This is a genomic window from Synergistes jonesii, from assembly GCF_000712295.1.
In the GTDB taxonomy this organism is placed as follows: Bacteria; Synergistota; Synergistia; order Synergistales; family Synergistaceae; genus Synergistes; species Synergistes jonesii.
Map to the genome: position 1 here is coordinate 1 of NZ_JMKI01000004.1, position 17378 is coordinate 17378.

Genomic DNA, 17378 nt, shown 5'->3' on the forward strand with positions numbered 1-17378 from the left:
GGAATCCACCGAAGACGTGATACAGGCGGCGATCAGCCCCGGCATCACGAGCAGGAAAATAGCCTTGAGCGAATCGAACGCGTCCTTTACCTCCTGCTGGCTCACCTCACCTCACCGCCCCCTGTAATCCCAGCGCGCGCGCCTGCCGCGCACGTCCACGTGGATCCCCCAGTCGTACAGGCCTATGCCGCCTTTGTCGAACTCTGGGATCATAGCGGCGAACTTAGCAAATTCCTTCGGCGAAAGCTTCGGGCAGTAAATATCGGCGGCTATGCCCTCCAGATGCCGGCTGTTCCGCACGCCGCCGACGCGCCTGTTGTGCCGGACGCATCTGACCGCCGAATTGATGATGATGGGGACGCCGATCAGATCCCTCAGCGCCTGTAAAGCCGTCACCAGCTTCATGTCGATCGGCGCCGCGTCGCAATCTTTCCTTCCGCACCTACAGCGGAACTCCTTCCGCGAGAAATCCTTCGTTAGGTCTCCCAACGCCTACGCCTCTTTCAAGCGCCCTTCATACAGCCGCCACAGCGCGCAGACGTTCCGCGCGTAAGCGCTCCCGCTCCCAGCGCCATTGAAGCGGCCGGCGGCGGCGCGCACGATCGCGGCGTCGATCCCCCCGCCCGCTCCGAGCGCCAGGCGCACCGCATCATTGTGGCGCGCAAGCTCCTTGCGGAGCAGCACGCCCAAATGCGCCGCGCCGAAGCGCACATTCTGATCCGGATCAAGCAGCGCCGCGACAGGGTCCTTCCTGGCCGCAGTCCCCATATAGCCCCAGGCCAGCGGCAGCATCAGCTGCATAAGCCCGTAGCTCGTGGCCACATCCTCGAGGGACAAGCCGCATGCATGGGCTATCTCGCGGCAGCGCGCCTCATACCTTTCCATATACTCCGGCTCGTGCCGCGTTGCCTCTGGGCCCCCGCCCGACTCCTGCTCGATCACCGCCAAAATCAAAGCCGGCGGACATCCAGTCTGCCGGCCCCACTTCTCCGCAAGCTCCCGCCAGCGGAACACCTTCATATTCGGCTTCCATACGCTCATAGCCTTACCTCCTTTCGCTTCCCTCCGCCGCCTCTACACCACAGCGCGGGAAAGTATCACATTCTGCCCGTTGGGGATGTAGATAAAATTCTCTCCGTCCGCTATGCGTAGGTTTTCCAATTTCTCCCGCAGCGCCTGCGGGAGAGGCGTCCACGTTATCCCGCCGTCCACCGTGACGCTGTACACTCCGTTCTTAGAACCTATGCTGTAGCTCTGGGCGCTTCCGAGCGGGAGTTCAGAGAGCGCTATGTGCGCATACGAGTGATACCCTTGGCTGAAAGCCCTGTATTTGGCTACAGTGCTCGACGAGCCGTCGTAGTACGCCTTCACCGCGTCGTAAGCCAATCTCGGCTTAGCCTGCCCGGTGACTTTCACCTGTCCGGAGACTATCGCACCGACCGTTTTAGTCACGTCCGGCTGTACGGCTACGAAGAAGTTGAAACCAGCCAGCTCATGTGATGTGAAATCGCCCGCTTCGTTCAGTATGCCGTAGCAGTAGCGGACGTATTTCGCCCCTTCCGGTATCACGCCTTGGCGCGACGATATGAGCCCACTTATGGGGTTCAAGGCCCCGTCGTAGAAGTAGCGCGTAATGAGGGAGAAGCGATTGGTCATGCTTTGTGTCCAGTCACTGAGGTCGGTTGTGTCGATATAGTTTTGTACCTTCCACGACGCCGGCATAAATCCCGAACGTACTCTTTTGGGGTTTTCTGTTTCCATGCCCGTGCTGCTGTTGATGCCGCCTATTTCCCATACGGCGGCGTTCATGCCGTTGTAGACGTCGATGCGCAAGTCACCGTCTGAGACTTTGCCGCTGACGTAAACGGAGGGCCTGTAGCTGGCCGAATAAATAACGGCGTCGCTGTCCCTCAATACGGCTTCTTCCAGCGTGTTGCGACGGCCGTCGGCGCTGTTGTATTCGGAGTACGGGGATTCGAGCGGCACTCTCGCGAACATGCATTCTAGCGCGGGCGACGACGACGTGGATGTGCCGTGCTCGGCGTCGTATGGGTTGATGCGGTCGAGGAAGCGGCGCATTATAAGATTTTCTTTCACAGCTTTCCCGTCCGGCCCGACCGTGAGCGTCGGCCCGTAGCCGCCGGACTCTATGCATTCGGGGTGCAGCCTGCCGTCGGCGGCGTCGGTCGGCGTGCTTTCCACCCAGCGCCCTGTGAACATAGCCACGTGGTCCCACATGCGGAATAGGTTTTTGAACGAGGGGTATTCCGGCTTGTACGGGTTAGTGCGCCAGAATACCAGATCTCCGGCCTGTAGCTTGCTGTAGTTTATACCGGGGTCTATCGCCCAGCCGTTTTTGTAGAGCCATTCTATACTGGAGGAAGCTCGAAGGTTGTCTACATACTTTCCCCACGGATAAAAGTGCGTCCCGCGCCAGCGGTTGGTCAACTGCTCGTACCTGCTCTGCCAGTACGGTATACCGCGGATCGCGAGAAATATCGGCGCTCCGCAGTCGCATGATTTCTCGCACGCGGACGGGGAGCCGCCGCTGTACGCGCTGACGGTGTAAAGGCCGTCGTCGGCCGGCCCCTTGAAGTTCATTTCAAGGCTGTCGTTGTTCTCCTCGATGTGCGAACGCCCGTATACCCACGAACGGCCGGCGTAGCTTTCCATGCAGCTTACGAGCTGTCTTGCCGCGACTGGGTCGTTCAGTGGTCTTTCGTTGGAAAGTATCGAGTAGGCGTTTATTGCGTTGCAGTCTTTAGGGTTGGGGGTGAAGGCGGTGGGGAACCGGCCTTTTTCGAGTTTGAAGAGGTGTTTGTCGCCCAAGTCGAATATCGATGCGGCCGTTACGCTGCCGGAGTCGTTTAGGACGTAGCTGTAGAGCCGCATGTAAGTCGCTTCCGCCGGCACCGTGAAGGTATAGCCTTTTTGCAGCAGCTCTACAGCCGCGGACGACGACGTCTCGAGCAGCCTGCCTACACATTCGTCGTCCGATATGTCGATGTCTTCGTAGTGTTCGAGGTGCGCCGGGGCGGGCTGCCTCTCGGCCTCCCTGTAGAAGAAGAGGCGGCAGCCTGCGGAGCCCCACGCTTTTATCGTATACGTCCCCCCCGCCGTCACCGGTATTTTGCGCCTGTACCTCAGTGCGGCGAATTTCAAGTTGTCCCTGTTGTAATCCGAGCCGACGGGGCCTTCGGACTCCGTCACGCACATGCGCCCGCGCTCCCAGCAGCTTACGTTGTGGCGTATGAGGTTTTCGCCCGGGACGCGACTGCGCCCGGCGTTGTCGACGAGCGTCCCCCCGCCTGTGTTTGTAACCGTCCACATGTCCGCTTCGCAGTCCAGTGTAAGCGTTTTGCCGGCCGCCACATTGAACACGGCTCCGTTGTCTATTTCCAGATAGACGTTCGCAGGCACCGTCAGGTCGTTCAATACGTTGTACGTCCCCGCCGGCAGCCGCAGCTTTATCGCCGAGCCGTCCGCCCTGTTTATCCACCAGGCCAGCGAAAGCGGGGAAGAGGCCTCCGCCTGATCCGGCCACACGGCCACCACGTTGTCCGGCGTGAGCGTGTATCCGCCCGCTTTGTTTCCGTCTCCTACGAGGAGCTTTTTTACGTCTGTCAATACGCCGAGCTCGTTTTCCATCAAGACCGAGGCGGCGGCCTGTGAAGAGGTGCCGCCGCGCTCCGTGCGGCGCACTATGTTGGTAGTCATTTAAAAACCTCCCTGCACAAAATCAGAAAGAGCCGCCCGAAACGAAGGCGGCCGCGGCGTCCCCGAAAGTCCCGCCGCTTTCCATATCGTACGTCCCCGCCTGTTGGATCACGGTGACGCGCACCCACATATCCGACTCCGGAGGATACGCGCCGGAGACGTCCGTCCCTATGCACCTGTACGTATGGCCGTCCACGCAGCAGACCGTATCGGGGTAGCCGTAGACCGTCGACGCGTCCCACGGCGGCACGGAAGAGGCCGAAAGCACGGCGTCCCTGGCCGCCTCCGCGGCCTCCGCGCTCATCTCCGCCGACGCCTTGGCGGCAAGCGCCGCGTCGGCCGAACTTACGGCCGACGAAGCCGACAGCTGCGCCGCGTCGCGCGCCGAAAGCGTCTCCCCGTGCTTCTGCGCTATCTCCTCGTAGCGCTCGTGATTCTCCACCACCTGCGCCGCCAGCTCCTCCGCGGAAAGCGAATCGTCCACCGGCGCCGTTATCGCGCGCCCCGCGACTTCCGCCAGCTGCTGGATCATCATCACGCCGCGGTCCAGCCCCTTTTCCGTGTCGTCGGCGAAAAAGCGCCCCTGCTGATTCAGCAGCTTTACCGGCTGCAGCAGCGGCAGCTCCCTCATCAGCGTCAGAGTCCACCCCGCGGGCAGCGCGTCCGCGTCCGCGGAAGCGGGGTAGACCACCCGCCTCGCTTCGGCGTCCACCCTATAGCCGGACGAAATAAGCTCCGGCGTCCCGCCGGGCCCCGAAACATACACCTTCATATACGAGACGTCCGGCAGCGGGAAATCGTAACTCCATTCGCGCGTCAGCCCGTTGCCGGCGTGGACCTTCTTACAGCTTTCAAAATCCAGCATCACAGCCTCCTAACCCGCCGGCGCCACGTCGGCCGTAAGCGCCAGCACCGAACAGGGCAGCGGATGCGGCGCGTAAAGCACCATCCGCCCCTCGTCATAAGAAGAATCAAAGAAAATCTCGTGGTCGCAGGAAAAGAGCCGCGTAGCCTCCCCGCTCTCCTCATCAGAGCGCTCCGGCACCTCGAAAAGCAGAGCTTTCTGCGCTTCCGAGACCCCCGGACCGGTATAGACGGCGTTGCCCGGGCCTCCGGCGGCGGCGCCGGCCGAAAGCCCGCGCGTCCTCTCCACGCGCACGCGGACGGAGGCGACGCGGCTCTTCCGCGTAAGCTGCGCGCCGTCCCTCCTCTGATACGAAAGATCCAGCGTCTCCGCCACAGCGGCGTAGGGCAGCCCCACGTGCACGACGCGCGCCGCCTCCGGCAGCATTACTCGGCCGTCCTCCACGACCAGCCCCTCCACCGCGTCGCCGTCGGCGTTCGCGCAGACCGTGCGCCCGTTCAGATGCGAAAGCCCGGAGACCTCCCTTTGCGCGGACGCGGAGACCCTCGTGATCCCCGCGTCCACCATAAAGGCCTCCGCGGCGGTGGAGGCCTCCATCGGCTCCATCACCTCTATAAAGCGTTCGGCCCCGCGCCGCACGCAGAGATACACCAGGTCGGAGCCGCGCGAAATCACCGAAGCCACGCGCTCCACGACCCCGTCAGTCGGATAGCGCGCCCAGGCCACCACCTCGTGCTCGCGTATATACGTCATCCCTATCAGCAGCCCGTCGTCGCGCACCGCCCAGCACATCGAATCCGGCTCCAGCGCGAAAGCCCAGTCTACGATCTCGCGCCCTTCGAAAAGATGCCTCGCCAGCACCGTCAAGTCGTTGCCCGTATAGCTGTCGGAGGCGTATTCATAGCCCAGGTCGCGGATGCGCAGGCCCCGGGCCTGCACGAAAAGAATCATATTGCCCACGACGATCGGCTCTATCGCGGCGCAGCCCCTGTTGCCCTGCAGCCCTACGTCGACGTTGGAAGGCGTCACTGCGCCCCCCGCCGCTCCGGAAGAAAGCTTCCACTCGCCGCCGGAAGTCATCACCAGCAAGTCTCCCAGCGAGACGAAATACCTGAGGTCGAACATCTTCCGCGAAACCAGCGTGCCGGAAAGCGCCTCGTCGTCCAGCGCCTCGAACGACGCGCCGAAATCGTAATAATCGCCCGTCTTCGACATCCACCAGCTCTGCGGCTGCTCCCGCGTCGAGCCCATAATCAGGCGCTCCTGATAAAATCCTGCGGCCGACGGCCAGCCCTGCGCGTCGCTCCACGCGCCCTCCTCCCAGTTGACGGTGGCCTTCGTAGCGGCCGCCGCGGTGAGCACCCGCGCCGCCGCCGAAGTGGGGGAGTAGACCGCCGTGATCTTCATCACCGCCCGGTGCTCGGCCGCGTTCGCCGCCAGCTGGAAATAGCCGCGGTCCTCCTCGCTGTTGCCCTCGGGCACGAAAGTAGTGAACGACGCCGCCCTCACGCGCAGCCGCGTCGGCTTGTCCACCACGTCCTGATCGCTGTAATTCTTCGCATTGCCGCAGGAGGACGACGTCCCCTCGGCATAACTTTCCGAAATATAAGTCTTATACTTCACCCAGGCCGACTCATCCTCGTCGTAATACTCCAAAAACACCGTTCCGCCCCAGAAGCCGCCGGACTCCAGCCGCCAGCCCTTATAGGCCGTCACCTCGAGCGTCCGGCCGCCGGATGAGGCCGGGACGAAGACCGAACAGTCCACCGCGCCGACGCGCACCGGCGCCGGCGGGGAAAAGGTCACGACGCCCTCCTCCGAAAGAGAGGAGACGGAGCAGTCGGTATAGCCGTCGCCGCTTACGGCGCTGTAGACGCGGCACCTGCGCCCGACCGCGAAATATCCCCTGTACGCCTCCGGGACCGTGTAATAATAGCTGTACGTGGGGCCACCCTCGCCCGACGACCCCGTCTCTTCCTGGACCCCGGTGATCGAGGCGGAGGCCCAGGCGCCGCCGGCGTCTCCGGAGGACTTCACCGAAACCTCGTCCACATGATGAATGACCGAAAAAAGCCCGCCAACGTGCCCCGACTTAAAGAGCGGCGCCGAGGCGGTAAGGACGATATTTCCCGTCTTGGCCGAGAGCCCTACCGCGACCGCCTCTATATCGGCCCCGTGCCCGCGCCAGGGGCCGTTCTTAAAGGCGAAATCCGCCAGCACCCAGTTCGTGTCATTGACGCGGTACAACTCACGCGGCCTGTGATTCTTATGCACGATATAAAGCACGTCCGCCGACTGCGTGAACGACAGCCCGTCGATATCGGCCGCCGAATAGGGCGTCGCCACCTCGTACGGCTCCGACCCCGACTGGATCTGCCTTCCGTCGCGGTAAAAGCGCACATACCTGTCGCCGAACTCCAGCACATACGTCTGATCTATCGAATACTCGAACTCCACCAGCCGGCACTTCCCCTTAGCCTTGGCCACGAACCTCATCCCCGCGCGCTTAGTGATCCCGCCGTGCGGATGTATCACGAAATTCTCGCATCTCCGCAGCCCGGCGGCGTACTTCGCTAAGTCCGGCCGTCCGAAAAGCGCCGGAGAAATCTCGCCCGAAGCGAAAGAAGTCTGCAAAGTGCGTATGCTCATCCCCTGCCCCTCACATACTCATCCGCCCAATCGTCGCCCATATCCGCCGGAACCGCTTCATTCGCGTCGTTCCACGCCGCGCGCTGCACCGCCTCGTTATAAAACCTCGCCAGATGCTCGCGCATATTCACGTCGCCGCCCTGCAGCGAGACGCATATCTCCATAGCCAGCCGGTATGCCAGAGCCTCCGCGAAGAGGTCCGGCATAAAAGGCGGTATCGCGCTTGAGCGGAACTCCGCGTAAGCCCGATAGAGATCCGTCGCGACCGCCGCTTCGAACACGCCCTTGCGCGCCTCCACCGTCAACATCCTGAAAGGGGCGTTCCCCGCCTCCTCGTTGAACACCCGGCAGAGCACGGCGCAGTCCTGCGGCGGCGTATAAAGATACTTCCACCCCGGCACAGAGACATCCATCTGTTCCAGCGTGCATATCCTGACCGTCCAGCTCCACGGATGCGCCGCCAGCAGAGAACGGAAAGCCGGCAGATAGACTCTTTTGCAGACCGCCGCCTCGGCGCTCTTCTCATCCATCGAACTTATGCCGCGCGAGCAGCCGCAGAGAATCAAAGCCCTGTTGCAAACTTCGGTCTCTCCCACACCCGTCCCTCCTTTCCGTTATAAAAAAGGCGGGGCTTTCGGCCCCGCCTTCAACAACGCTTTTATCTTTCGCTATTTTCGCGTGCTCACGTCGATGCGCGGGGGCACGGTCTTAGGGCTCGGCCTGCCGACGGGCCCGATCCCGTTGTCCATCAGCCAGCGCGCCTGGAGCCTGCGCCCCTCGCGCTTCGCCTCCGAAACATCCTCCCAGCCCTCATAACAGTCGCCGTAGGGATTGACGGAGGCTCCGTTCTTCACGGCCGCCGCCCCCGCCTCGTGCAGCAGCTTCGCGAAGGTCTCCACATTCCATTCGCTCACGGCCTACAGATCCTCATAAGAGTGATGGTCTCCCTCTACAAGGAACATATCCACCTTGCCCGCCGTAAAAGTCCCCGTCACGTCGATATACCCGCGCAGATACCTCTTGCAGCCGCGCGGGACGCGCACCGCGAAGAGCTTCTTCCCGGCCGTGAGCTCCGCCAGCGTGACTTCGTCGCTCCTGTAAAGCGCCTTCTTCGTCGAAAAATCGCTTGCGTCCGAAGTTTCAAGCGAAAACACCGCCGAAGTCCCGCCGGCTCCGGCGGCGGAGCAGACGCCGACGAAATACATCTCGTCGCCTATCGCGTCGCCGCCCTTCACGAGATCTATGACGTCCGTCGCCGCGTCTCCTCCGGAGAGCTCCTTACCCTCGCAGAAAATAAGATCCTTCTCAAGTATCATCTTTTCTTACCTCCTTAAGCTACCGCCGCTTCGTTGTTCTTGATGGTGTCCACCTGGCGGATGGGCACGCCCCAGAACGAAGTGACCGGCTTGCCGCCCACCTCGTCCACCTTCAGCGCCAGCGTCGAGCGGTTCGCCGCCTGTAAATTCAGCGCCGTCATCACCGTGCGGTTGCAATAGATGACCCGCCTGCCCATATCGGCCTTCGGGAACTTGCCGAACGCCGTAATAAGCAGGTTGATGAGATCCGCGCCGGCGTAGCCCGACGAGCCGGAGCCCGCGAGATCCGATACGTCGATATTGGCGATGCGCACGCCGTAGCGCCAGTCGCGCACGCAGAAGCCCATATCCCACTTATAATGCGTCACATACGCCTCATACTTCTTGTTGCTCGCGTCGCGCACCGTCTGCTGCCCGCGGAAGTCGACGGAAATCCCCGCCTTGCTCCCGCGCGGATAAAGGCCGTGCATCGTCTGCGTCCCCCAGTTGAGGATATAGATAGACGTGTTGTCCGTCCCCGAGCCGCCGCCGTCTACGACGTTGAAGCCGATCTTCTTCTCGTCCGTCGAAAGCGTGCAGTAGCGCGCCGCAAGCCCGGTGAACTTCGCCGTATCCTTCTTCTCGTTGCCGTAGATCAGCGTATCCGCCATCTCGATATTCATACGCTCCAAGAACGAAGAACTCTCCGAAAGCAGAAAGGCCGCCTTGTCGGGCGCCATATCTGCAAGAGCCTTGTCAATCTCGCTGTAAGTTTCAAGCATGCCGCAGGAGTCCTGAATCTGCTCCGTCTCGCTCTTCGACGACGGCACGCCTTCGTAGAGCTTGCGCCATGTCGCCTCCGGCAGCCCCGTCCTCACAGTGGTCTTGTGCGTGTGGCCGCTGTTGCACTGCTCGAAGACCATATCGTCAAGAATCGCGTTCTGCTCCGACAGCATCTCCACGATCTTCGCGATCTTCCCGTTCCCGTCGGTGCGACGGGCCACATCCATAAGCGTCGGGTTGTTTCCGCCTAAAATAGCCATTTACCGTTCCTCCTTAAGACAACTTCCCATATATGAGCTCCGCGGCTTCCTTCACCGGATCGCCGCCGCTTCCTCCGCGTCCGCCGGGTATGAACCTGTCGTCGGAGAGGTCCTTCGCCATCTTCACCATCGCCTTGACGAAAGGCGGGTAATTTCCGAGGTTGGACCTGTCCAAATACGCCACGAACTCCGGCCCCGCGTACTTCGCCAGCACGCGGGAGACTGTCGCCAGGTTCTCCTTCAGCTCAGCTCCGCCGATCTCCGGGTCCTCGCGGATCTCCTTTTCCCACGCCGCGAGCTGCACGCGGTCCGCCTCGAGCTGCGCCTCGCGCGCCGCCGAGAGGCGCTTGATGTAAAGGTCGGCCACAGCCTGCGCCTGCTCGTTCGTCGCCTTGAGCCCCCGCATGATGGGTGTCAGCTCCGCAAGCCCCTCTTCGTCCAACGTCCAGCCCTCCGGCATCGTGAGCTCGTACTTCTCAGGGGCCCCCGGCTCCGACGGCGCTTCCTGTTTGCCGCCAGGCGAACATTTAGAACTTCCTTGGGACGCGCCTAGTGCCGCGTGCGTTTCGCGGCCGCCGCCCTCCTCTGCCGCCGCAGGCGGATCCGTCTCTATATCCTTCGTGAGCAGAGAGCGCTCGAAAGTTTCCTTCTCTTTCCCTTCGCCGGCCTGCCGCCCCTGTGCCGGCTGCTGTTCCGGTTCGCCGCCCGGAGTGTTTTCCAGCGAACCTTCCGCCGCCTTAGCCGCCGCTGTTTCGTCTGCCATCTTTATCTCTCCTTATCCCTCCTGCGTGAATATGTTCTCATCTTCGGTGCAGGAGCCCCAAAGATTTATCTCTATAGCGCGATAGCCCTTGTCCTTCTTCCTGTTGAAAAAAGCCTCGGCGCGCGGCGGCCTCTCCGGCTTCACGCGCGCGGACTATGGCCCTCTGCCTGGCGCTCCAAGGGTCTTCCTTTTCCTCCTTGGACATCTTTTCCTCTGGAGGAAGGCACGTCACCGCATAGAGCTTAAGCTCATCGCCCTTAGCCGTAACGCTCGGGAAGATCATCTCGGCCGCATTTTCCTCACCCCGTTCCGCCATAAGAAACCTCCTCTTCTTCCGACTTATTATCGGCTTCTTCGCGAAGCTCGATCTCCTTATTCCAGCGCCCGAACTCCTTCATACAGCCCAGCGGCTCCGCGCCGGCGCTGAAGGCCATTTCGAAAACGCGCTGCCCGACGTTGCGCTCGCCCTCGCGGTAATACGTGTCCTCTACAGTGGGGGAGTCGCGCGCCGAACTTTTGAGAAAGCCCGTCTCCTCGATCAGCAGCCCGACGAAAATCCGCCCCTCCGGGATTCCCAGAAGGGCGGACATCAGGCGCCTCTCGGCGTTACGCCTCTGTTCGGTCATATTTACACCTCAATTCTTTTTTTGTTAAACTACCCCCATAGGAGGTGATTTGAAATGCCTGAATCCACCAACGGCGATTCCCTTAAAGTAACGGCGTCATTGGTAACGTCTATTGTTGAGCATGGCGGCCCCATAGACGCATCAAAGATAGCCGAACTCTTTGAGACTATTTTCCTGACCGTCGAAAAATGCCGCATTATGAATGTTTGCGAAATCCGCAATCGCTTCAACAAGAGCGGCTAACTATTCAATACGTCCAGCACCGCCGGCAGAGCCGCGCTCTCCGCCGGCGTGCATTCTCCACGCAGGCAGCGCGCTACGTACTCCTTGACCTCTTCTTTTATTTCCGCCGCCTCTTCTTGTGTAAGCCATATCCTCACGCTTCACACCCCTCTCAAAGCCCGTTCGTAAACATATCGTTTACGGCGGAAAGCGCCGAGCCTTCCCTCACGTCGGTGTTGGCCAGCGCCTCAGCGCCCTGCGCCGCCTGCGCGCCCGACTGTATGGCCGCCTGCATCTGCGCGATCTGCTCCTGCTTCTGCGCCGCCTGGGCGCGCGCGGCGCGTATCTCTTCCACTGCGGCCGGCTCGCGCAGTATCTTTGCCGGCGCTCCCGACAGCCTGCAGTACTCTCGGATCGCGCCGTCCACATCCAGCGCGTCCGCCGCTTCCGGGAACGACGCGGCGATAGACCCGATAAATGAGACGCTCTGCTCGATCGGCTTCATGCCCTGCATCTTCTGCGCCTGCGCCAAAATCGATACGAACTCGATATTTATATCCGACGCGCCGCGCAGCGCCTCCGGAGGCTCCGGGATATAACCCGCCTCGTCCATTATGACGTATATGCGCTCTATCGCCGGAGAAAGCAGCTCCCTTTCCAGCCGTCCGAGCACCGGCCCCAGCACCAGCATCTTCTCCTCGTGCCGCTCGATTATCTCCCTAGCCGTCATCTGCGGCCTGTCCGCCTGCTGCAGCATAAGGAACAGATCTGCGTACATCGTGCTGCGTATCGATTCCGTCGTCTCCTGGATGATCTGCTGCAGCCCCGGCAGATTGAGCTGGACGTTGTACAGCGGCAGCACCTGTTGCACCTGCCCGTCGGGGACGAAAGTCACGCCGTTGGGCGCGGAGCGCACCCCCGAACGCCGCAGCCCTTCCGGGGCCACCAGCGGAGGAGCCACCTGCTTGCGGATCGCAACGGCCCTGTCGCGTATCTGTATCCGCAGCTCCTTGGCGTCCGGCAGCGCCTCCGCGCCGGGGCCGTATCCGTATATATCGTTGTCGATACAGTGCCACCTCGGAGTCATCGCGGGGAAGTCCGAATAGCCGCGGACGGCCAAAAGCCTCTCCTCCATGCCGCCGCTCTCCCAGTAGACGGAGCGGAACGGCTTGCGCGTGACATGCTCGTAATCCGGCTCGATCGCCTGATGCACGAGAAAACGCGTGAACGGGCTCGATTTCGCCGCCGACCGCACCCCGTCCGAGGCGTTCTCTTCGCCGAATATGGAGACGATCTGCTTCGCGGTGAGGTCGAAATCCCTATAGACGCAGTCCACGTCGTAGCCGTTAGAGGCCCCCAGCCAATAGCGGCCGCAGGTGAGCGTCCCGCAGCGGATGAAATTCTCATAATCCGGCTCGATGAACATTACCCCCGTGCCGAAGGTGACGAGTTCCTCATAGACGTTATGCAGCGCGTGATAGAAGTTGCTGCCCTGCATCACGCGCATCATGCGGTCATGTACGTCGTCCAGCCAGTTCCGCACCTCCCAGTCGTCCGACAGGGCATGATCGTGCGTCGAGAGCTTGAACCACTGTCTGGAGGGCGAAGTGAGCCCGGACTGCATCCCCGCCACCAGCGTCGAACGGGCCTTCATCGGCGCGGAGGAAAGCACCTTGCCCATGTCGGGAAGGACGTCCTTTTCGCCGTCGAAACGCCCGCGGAACGGATGAATGTAGCTTCGCAGCTCCCGCCAGAGCGGGTCGATGTAAGAGGCTGCGCTGCGCAGCTCCGCGCGCCGCAGTTCAAGCCCGCGCTTAAGCTCCGCTGCGTTTACCGTTCTTTCCATTCTCCATCACCCTATTCTCCGAACAGTTTCTTTCCGGACGTAGTATCCGAGATGCCGCCGGCGCCGCCCTCGTTGCGCACCGTGGAGGCGGCCCCTCTGCGCTTCCTCTGGCTCGCCCTCACCCGCGAGAGGTTCAAGAGCGAATCCTCCGGCGAGCCGGACGACACGCTCGTAGCCCCGGGAACGGCCTTCGGAACGGGCGTCGGCTCATAATTGCTTCCGTTTGAACACATGGCGTTACCCCCTTTCTATGTATAAATGTCGTAATCTTCATCCGCCTGCTTCATATCCAGCGCGTCGCTCTCCATCCTTATGAGCTCTTCATCTGTCGGCAGCCGGAACCTTTTGATCCAACCCCTATGAAGCCCTATCGGCTCGCTCTCTTCCTTATCCACCTTGCTCACCTCCTCCGCTCTTCCCCCTTCTGCGTCTGCCGATGCCCCTATCTGTATATATCGTAATCTTCGTCGGCCGTCGCCGCGCCGTCGTCCGGCGCATAGCCCCCGAAGCCGTATTTCGCCTGCACATCCGCGGCGAAAGTGAGCGCCAGCGCATCCGCCAGGTCGGGGGAAGCCAGCCCGCGCTTCTTCATATCCGCCTTGCGCTCAAGCTGAATAAGATTCTTCCCCGTCGTATACTGATACTCCGGCCCTACGAGGTCGTCGCGCAGGTCGGGATCGTCGGGGACGGCCCCGCCCGAGAGGAACCACTCGCGCATCTTGTACCAGACTTCCGTGCGCCTGTTCGCACAGTTGGCAAGCAGCGACTTCTCGCCGGCGTAAAAAGCGATGGGGGAGCGGTGCATCAGCCGCAGGCTCGACATCACCGCTTCCCCCACGCCGGTCGCGTCCACGATCAGCGCGTCCGCCTTGTGTTCGTCGTAGAGCCTCGCCGCGTGCCCCGCCAGCTGCTCCGGCGTATTGCCGCGCGTCTGATACAATATGTTCGAATACAATCCCTGCCGCAGTACGATCACGCTCCGGTCGCCGCCGAACATCGCCACGTCCACGCCAAGTATCTTCGGCGCGAAGTCGAACATCTCGCCGCGCAGATGTTTCCCCATCGCCGCCTCCACCACGTCCCCCGGCATGAACTGAGTGACCGAAGCGTTCGGGAACTCGCCCAAGACGCGCACGCGGTACATGTCCGAGTCCTCGCCGTACTCGTCGGCTATCTCCGATGCGTAAGCGGGGGAGACGCGCGGCGAATCCAGACAGGAGAACTGAAAACGCGTCCAGAGATCGCGGTTCCTGTGATGGCTGTTGTAAAAATATCCCGAGAGCCTTGTAGGGTTCGCCGCCATGAGGATACGCGCCCCTTCTGTGGAAAGCGCGCCGCGGGCCACCTCGAAGACAGTCTCGGGAATGCCGGAGGCTTCGTCGATCAAGAAGATCATATGGTCTGCGTGGAAGCCCTGCAGCGCTTCGGGGTTCTCCTTCCTGCCCGTGCGGGCGGCCACAAAGCCCGGGGTGCCGTCCATAGTCACCTTGTCGCCTTTTACGCGGATCGCCGACTTCCACGGTTCCAGCATCCTACTGCGCCACTTCTCGATTTCGGGGAAGAGTATATCCTCCAGCTGATGGGCCGTAGGAGCGGTCGCAGGAACCTTGACGTCCCAAAAACAGACGAGCGCCCACAACGCGATCCAAGCGAACATCGTCGACTTGCCCGTGCCGTGCCCAGAACGAATGGAAACGTGCGCCCCCGGCCTGCTGAAAGCGACGAGCGCCGATTCCTGCTGCTTTGTAGGTTCCACGTCGAGACACTCGACGACGAAATCCAGAATACTGTCGCGCCAGCGCTCGACGTCGGATATAAGCTTTTCTTCCGGAGTCAGCTCATCGTTCATCCCGCTCACCCTCCGCGGCTTTCGACCCACGTTTCTTTCGACGTTCTTCTATCGTCTGCGTGATACCAGCGGCGGAAACCTCGATATTCACCGTAGTATCCGGAGACTTGAGCCCCCTCATCTCAGCCAGCAGCTTGATGGCGCTCAACCTGTCTTCTAGGGCGATTTTCGGGGCCAATATTATAGTGTCTTTATTGCCTATGTTTTGTACTTCCATGGACTTTATAGCGGTCGTCTTCTTTAAAGGCATGTCGCAAGTCGGATAAAAAATGACGCCGTCGAAGTCCAGATGAAGTTGTCCGTTGTCTTTCCTCGCCTGAGCGTCAAGCGCTTCCCGTCTGTTCGGGTCGCCGCTCCCATTTGAAATCTGGACGTAATCCGTAACGTCGGAATCTATAAACGCTATGAGCTTGTTCACAAGATAGCGGTCCAACGCAGCGCCCTTATAGTCTGCGTGGGCAAGCTGTTCAAGCTCTAATTCCCTGATTCTGGCTTTTATGTCAGGCTTTGTCAGGTTCTCGCTCGCCTGTTGTCTTGCACAGTTTTTCGAATACCCGGCGCGTATCGCCGCTTGTGTGGCGTTGCGCTTGGGGTCGTTGACATACTCTATGCAAAACCGCTCCTGCATCTCACTGAGCGCCATCATTACCGCCTCCTTCCTACTTTTCATAAAATACGCTATACATTTGCTACTGTTTGAGATACAATATAGAAACATAAAAACAAAGGGGGAATCGCAATGGCCGGCAAGACAGCCATGCTGCACATAAGGATAGAACCGGACATAAAAGAAGAAGCCGATTACATCTTCGGGCAGATAGGCATCACTACCTCCGACGCCGTTAAAATATTCCTGCGCAAAGCCATCTATTCATCCGGCTTCCCGTTTGAAGTGACCGCGCCGACGCCCAACGCGGAAACTATCGCGGCCATGGAAGAGGCCAAACGCATAGCGCACGATCCGAACGCGAAAACATACGCCGATTTCAGCGAAATACTCAAAGAAATCGACGAAGAAATAGCCGACGAGGAAAAAGCCCCGTGTCTAAGCTGACGGTTCGACAGACCAGCCAATTTAAGAAAGAACTCAAAAAGGCGAGAAAACAGGGCAAAGAGATGGCCGCAATGGATAAAGCCGTCTCTTTGCTCCAAAACTGTGAGGCCCTGCCGCCTAAATTCAAAGACCACGCCCTCACGGGCGACTGGAAGGGCTATCGCGAGTGCCACCTCTCGCCGGACTGGCTGTTGGTTTATATGATAGAAAACGACGTCCTCGTACTCACCCTCACCCGTACCGGCAGCCACGCCGAAATATTCGGCAAATAAATAGTAAAAAAGCCCGACAAAAAAGCCGCCCTCCCGATCGGGGAGGCGGCTCTTCGTTTCTCTTCTCTCTTCGTCTTCTGCCTACGGCAAATTCCATTGTAGAAAATTATAGCAGAAAAACATGTCAAAAAACTGACAACAATTTAGACACAATTTGACCTTTGAGAGCCTGACCAATGCGCCGTAAAACACACTACGGAGGATAGAAAGAGGCGGCTCAAACGGCGGCGGGAAACTCTGACCAATGTGGATAACTTGAGAAAAAATTCTCAACAACGGAGGCGAAGTTCATTTCAACCTGCCGGTTCGCCAGTCTTCAAGCAGAGACTGCACAGAAAGCAGCGGCCGGTAGAGGCGGTAAAGCGCGCTGTTGAGCAGCCGGTATACGTGCCTTTCGGTAAACCCAAGTTCACGGGCGATATCCGACACCTCCATGTTCCGCCAGTATCGCAGCGCCAAAACACGACGTTCCTTCTCCTCAAGCTCGCAGTAGGGCTCGTAAATACCGGACATCAGGGATTTCAACTTCCTCATCACGGGATCGTTGTATCGTTCCAGATACCTGTCGCCGGCCGCAACGGCGCCGCTTCCGTCCACGGGCTCGTCCCAGAGGCAGCCGCAGGACATAGCCTGAGCGTCGAGCATCAGCTTGTAGCCGTCGTGGTCCTTCTTAATAGCGGGGAAGTCCTTAATCGCCCCTTCCACCATCCTGTGCCTGTACGTCGCCATTTGACGGTCCTCCTTCTTCGCTGTTTTCCGCTATGTGTGCGTTTCGCGCGACGGCGCGCCCTCTTCGCCGTAGGCGAAGCTGAAAAATCACCTTAGGGCTCGCCTAGTGCCGCGTGCGTTTCGCGGCGCGAACATGTGCACCTGTTCGCAACATGTTCGCAAATATGTTCGCGCCCTCGAAGCCTTGCAGTTACTGGAAAAATCGGCGGTTGCGAACATTGCGAACATATTTACCCCTTATTTTTAGAAAATCATTTAAAGAAGAAAAAATCTTTTTTATACGGTTTTTTCGTGTCTGCTGTTCGCAGGGTACAGTTATCCCCTGTGATACCAACGGTTTTTTTGCGCGAACATGTTTGCGAACATGTTGGAAATATGTTCGCGCCGGTATCGCTGAAGCCTTGCTGTCACCGGCTTTTTTAATGCGAACATGTTTTGTTGACTATAT

Annotated in this window: 22 protein-coding genes; 3 read left to right on the forward strand and 19 right to left on the reverse strand. The window is 60.1% G+C overall.

The annotated features are described in order from the left end of the window. Positions 1-111 precede the first annotated feature (111 nt). From EH55_RS00985 to EH55_RS01040, 12 genes are all read right to left on the reverse strand, one after another. Positions 112-489, reverse strand: coding sequence for a D-Ala-D-Ala carboxypeptidase family metallohydrolase (locus tag EH55_RS00985; RefSeq protein ID WP_037973903.1), 378 nt, complete (start codon positions 487-489; stop codon positions 112-114). A 3-nt stretch (positions 490-492) separates the two neighbouring features. Continuing rightward, positions 493-1041 (reverse strand): lytic transglycosylase domain-containing protein, encoded by a 549-nt coding sequence (locus tag EH55_RS00990; protein WP_037974166.1) that lies wholly within the window; start codon positions 1039-1041, stop codon positions 493-495. A gap of 33 nt (positions 1042-1074) precedes the next feature. After that, on the reverse strand, positions 1075-3717 hold the full coding sequence (locus EH55_RS00995) for a hypothetical protein (RefSeq protein WP_037974168.1): 2643 nt from the start codon (positions 3715-3717) through the stop codon (positions 1075-1077). A 22-nt stretch (positions 3718-3739) separates the two neighbouring features. Then, on the reverse strand, positions 3740-4582 hold the full coding sequence (locus EH55_RS01000) for a hypothetical protein (RefSeq protein ID WP_037974169.1): 843 nt from the start codon (positions 4580-4582) through the stop codon (positions 3740-3742). A 9-nt stretch (positions 4583-4591) separates the two neighbouring features. Then, positions 4592-7231, reverse strand: a complete 2640-nt coding sequence (locus EH55_RS01005; protein WP_037974170.1) for a hypothetical protein — start codon at positions 7229-7231, stop codon at positions 4592-4594. Next, positions 7228-7827 carry a hypothetical protein gene (locus tag EH55_RS01010; protein ID WP_037974171.1) on the reverse strand — a complete coding sequence of 200 codons (600 nt, stop codon included), beginning with the start codon at positions 7825-7827 and terminating at the stop codon, positions 7228-7230. Before EH55_RS01010 ends, EH55_RS01005 begins: the two co-directional genes overlap by 4 nt. Before the next feature lie 72 nt (positions 7828-7899). After that, entirely contained in the window at positions 7900-8145 is a 246-nt protein-coding gene (locus EH55_RS01015) for a hypothetical protein (protein ID WP_037974173.1), read from the reverse strand. Between the two features lie 3 nt (positions 8146-8148). After that, a complete protein-coding gene (locus EH55_RS01020; RefSeq protein WP_037974174.1) occupies positions 8149-8547 on the reverse strand; it encodes a Bbp16 family capsid cement protein in 399 nt (132 codons plus the stop codon). 14 nt (positions 8548-8561) lie between these two features. Beyond that, entirely contained in the window at positions 8562-9569 is a 1008-nt protein-coding gene (locus tag EH55_RS01025; RefSeq protein ID WP_037974176.1) for a major capsid protein, read from the reverse strand. 13 nt (positions 9570-9582) lie between these two features. Beyond that, a complete protein-coding gene (locus EH55_RS13205) occupies positions 9583-10332 on the reverse strand; it encodes a hypothetical protein (protein WP_051682518.1) in 750 nt (249 codons plus the stop codon). Positions 10333-10369: 37 nt separating this feature from the next. Continuing rightward, positions 10370-10648 carry a hypothetical protein gene (locus tag EH55_RS14330; RefSeq protein ID WP_037974177.1) on the reverse strand — a complete coding sequence of 93 codons (279 nt, stop codon included), beginning with the start codon at positions 10646-10648 and terminating at the stop codon, positions 10370-10372. Next, complete coding sequence (locus EH55_RS01040; RefSeq protein WP_037974178.1) at positions 10632-10958, reverse strand: Bbp19 family protein; 327 nt, start codon at positions 10956-10958, stop codon at positions 10632-10634. The genes EH55_RS14330 and EH55_RS01040 overlap by 17 nt, the downstream gene beginning before the upstream one ends. Positions 10959-11012: 54 nt before the next feature. Between EH55_RS01040 and EH55_RS01045 the strand changes: the two genes are divergently transcribed. Further along, complete coding sequence (locus EH55_RS01045) at positions 11013-11201, forward strand: hypothetical protein (RefSeq protein WP_037974179.1); 189 nt, start codon at positions 11013-11015, stop codon at positions 11199-11201. On the opposite strand, the gene EH55_RS14335 is transcribed toward EH55_RS01045, so the two are convergent. Genes EH55_RS14335 through EH55_RS13210 form a run of 6 tightly spaced genes read right to left on the reverse strand, consistent with a single transcriptional unit; the run spans position 11198 to position 15518 of the window. Next, positions 11198-11338, reverse strand: a complete 141-nt coding sequence (locus EH55_RS14335; protein ID WP_160170712.1) for a hypothetical protein — start codon at positions 11336-11338, stop codon at positions 11198-11200. The two genes, EH55_RS01045 and EH55_RS14335, sit on opposite strands and share 4 nt — an antisense overlap. A gap of 14 nt (positions 11339-11352) precedes the next feature. Then, positions 11353-13026, reverse strand: coding sequence for a portal protein (locus EH55_RS01050; protein WP_037974180.1), 1674 nt, complete (start codon positions 13024-13026; stop codon positions 11353-11355). A gap of 11 nt (positions 13027-13037) precedes the next feature. Then, positions 13038-13259, reverse strand: coding sequence for a hypothetical protein (locus EH55_RS01055; RefSeq protein WP_037974181.1), 222 nt, complete (start codon positions 13257-13259; stop codon positions 13038-13040). A 15-nt stretch (positions 13260-13274) separates the two neighbouring features. Next, positions 13275-13421, reverse strand: coding sequence for a hypothetical protein (locus EH55_RS14340; RefSeq protein WP_160170713.1), 147 nt, complete (start codon positions 13419-13421; stop codon positions 13275-13277). Between the two features lie 47 nt (positions 13422-13468). After that, the gene (locus EH55_RS01060; RefSeq protein WP_051682519.1) at positions 13469-14875 is read right to left on the reverse strand and encodes a hypothetical protein; all 1407 of its coding nucleotides are present in this window, start codon (positions 14873-14875) and stop codon (positions 13469-13471) included. Further along, a complete protein-coding gene (locus tag EH55_RS13210) occupies positions 14865-15518 on the reverse strand; it encodes a terminase small subunit (RefSeq protein ID WP_051682520.1) in 654 nt (217 codons plus the stop codon). The genes EH55_RS01060 and EH55_RS13210 overlap by 11 nt, the downstream gene beginning before the upstream one ends. A gap of 96 nt (positions 15519-15614) precedes the next feature. On the opposite strand from EH55_RS13210, the gene EH55_RS01070 reads away from it, so the two are divergent. Together EH55_RS01070 and EH55_RS01075 are read left to right on the forward strand one after the other, a co-directional pair. Beyond that, positions 15615-15929: a type II toxin-antitoxin system RelB/DinJ family antitoxin gene (locus tag EH55_RS01070; protein ID WP_037974182.1), complete on the forward strand. Its 315-nt coding sequence runs from the start codon at positions 15615-15617 to the stop codon at positions 15927-15929. Then, positions 15917-16201 (forward strand): type II toxin-antitoxin system YafQ family toxin, encoded by a 285-nt coding sequence (locus EH55_RS01075; RefSeq protein WP_037974183.1) that lies wholly within the window; start codon positions 15917-15919, stop codon positions 16199-16201. Before EH55_RS01070 ends, EH55_RS01075 begins: the two co-directional genes overlap by 13 nt. Before the next feature lie 288 nt (positions 16202-16489). Here the strand turns inward: EH55_RS01075 and EH55_RS01080 are convergent, their stop codons facing one another. Continuing rightward, positions 16490-16930, reverse strand: coding sequence for a sigma factor-like helix-turn-helix DNA-binding protein (locus EH55_RS01080; RefSeq protein WP_037974185.1), 441 nt, complete (start codon positions 16928-16930; stop codon positions 16490-16492). Between the last annotated feature and the right edge of the window lie 448 nt (positions 16931-17378).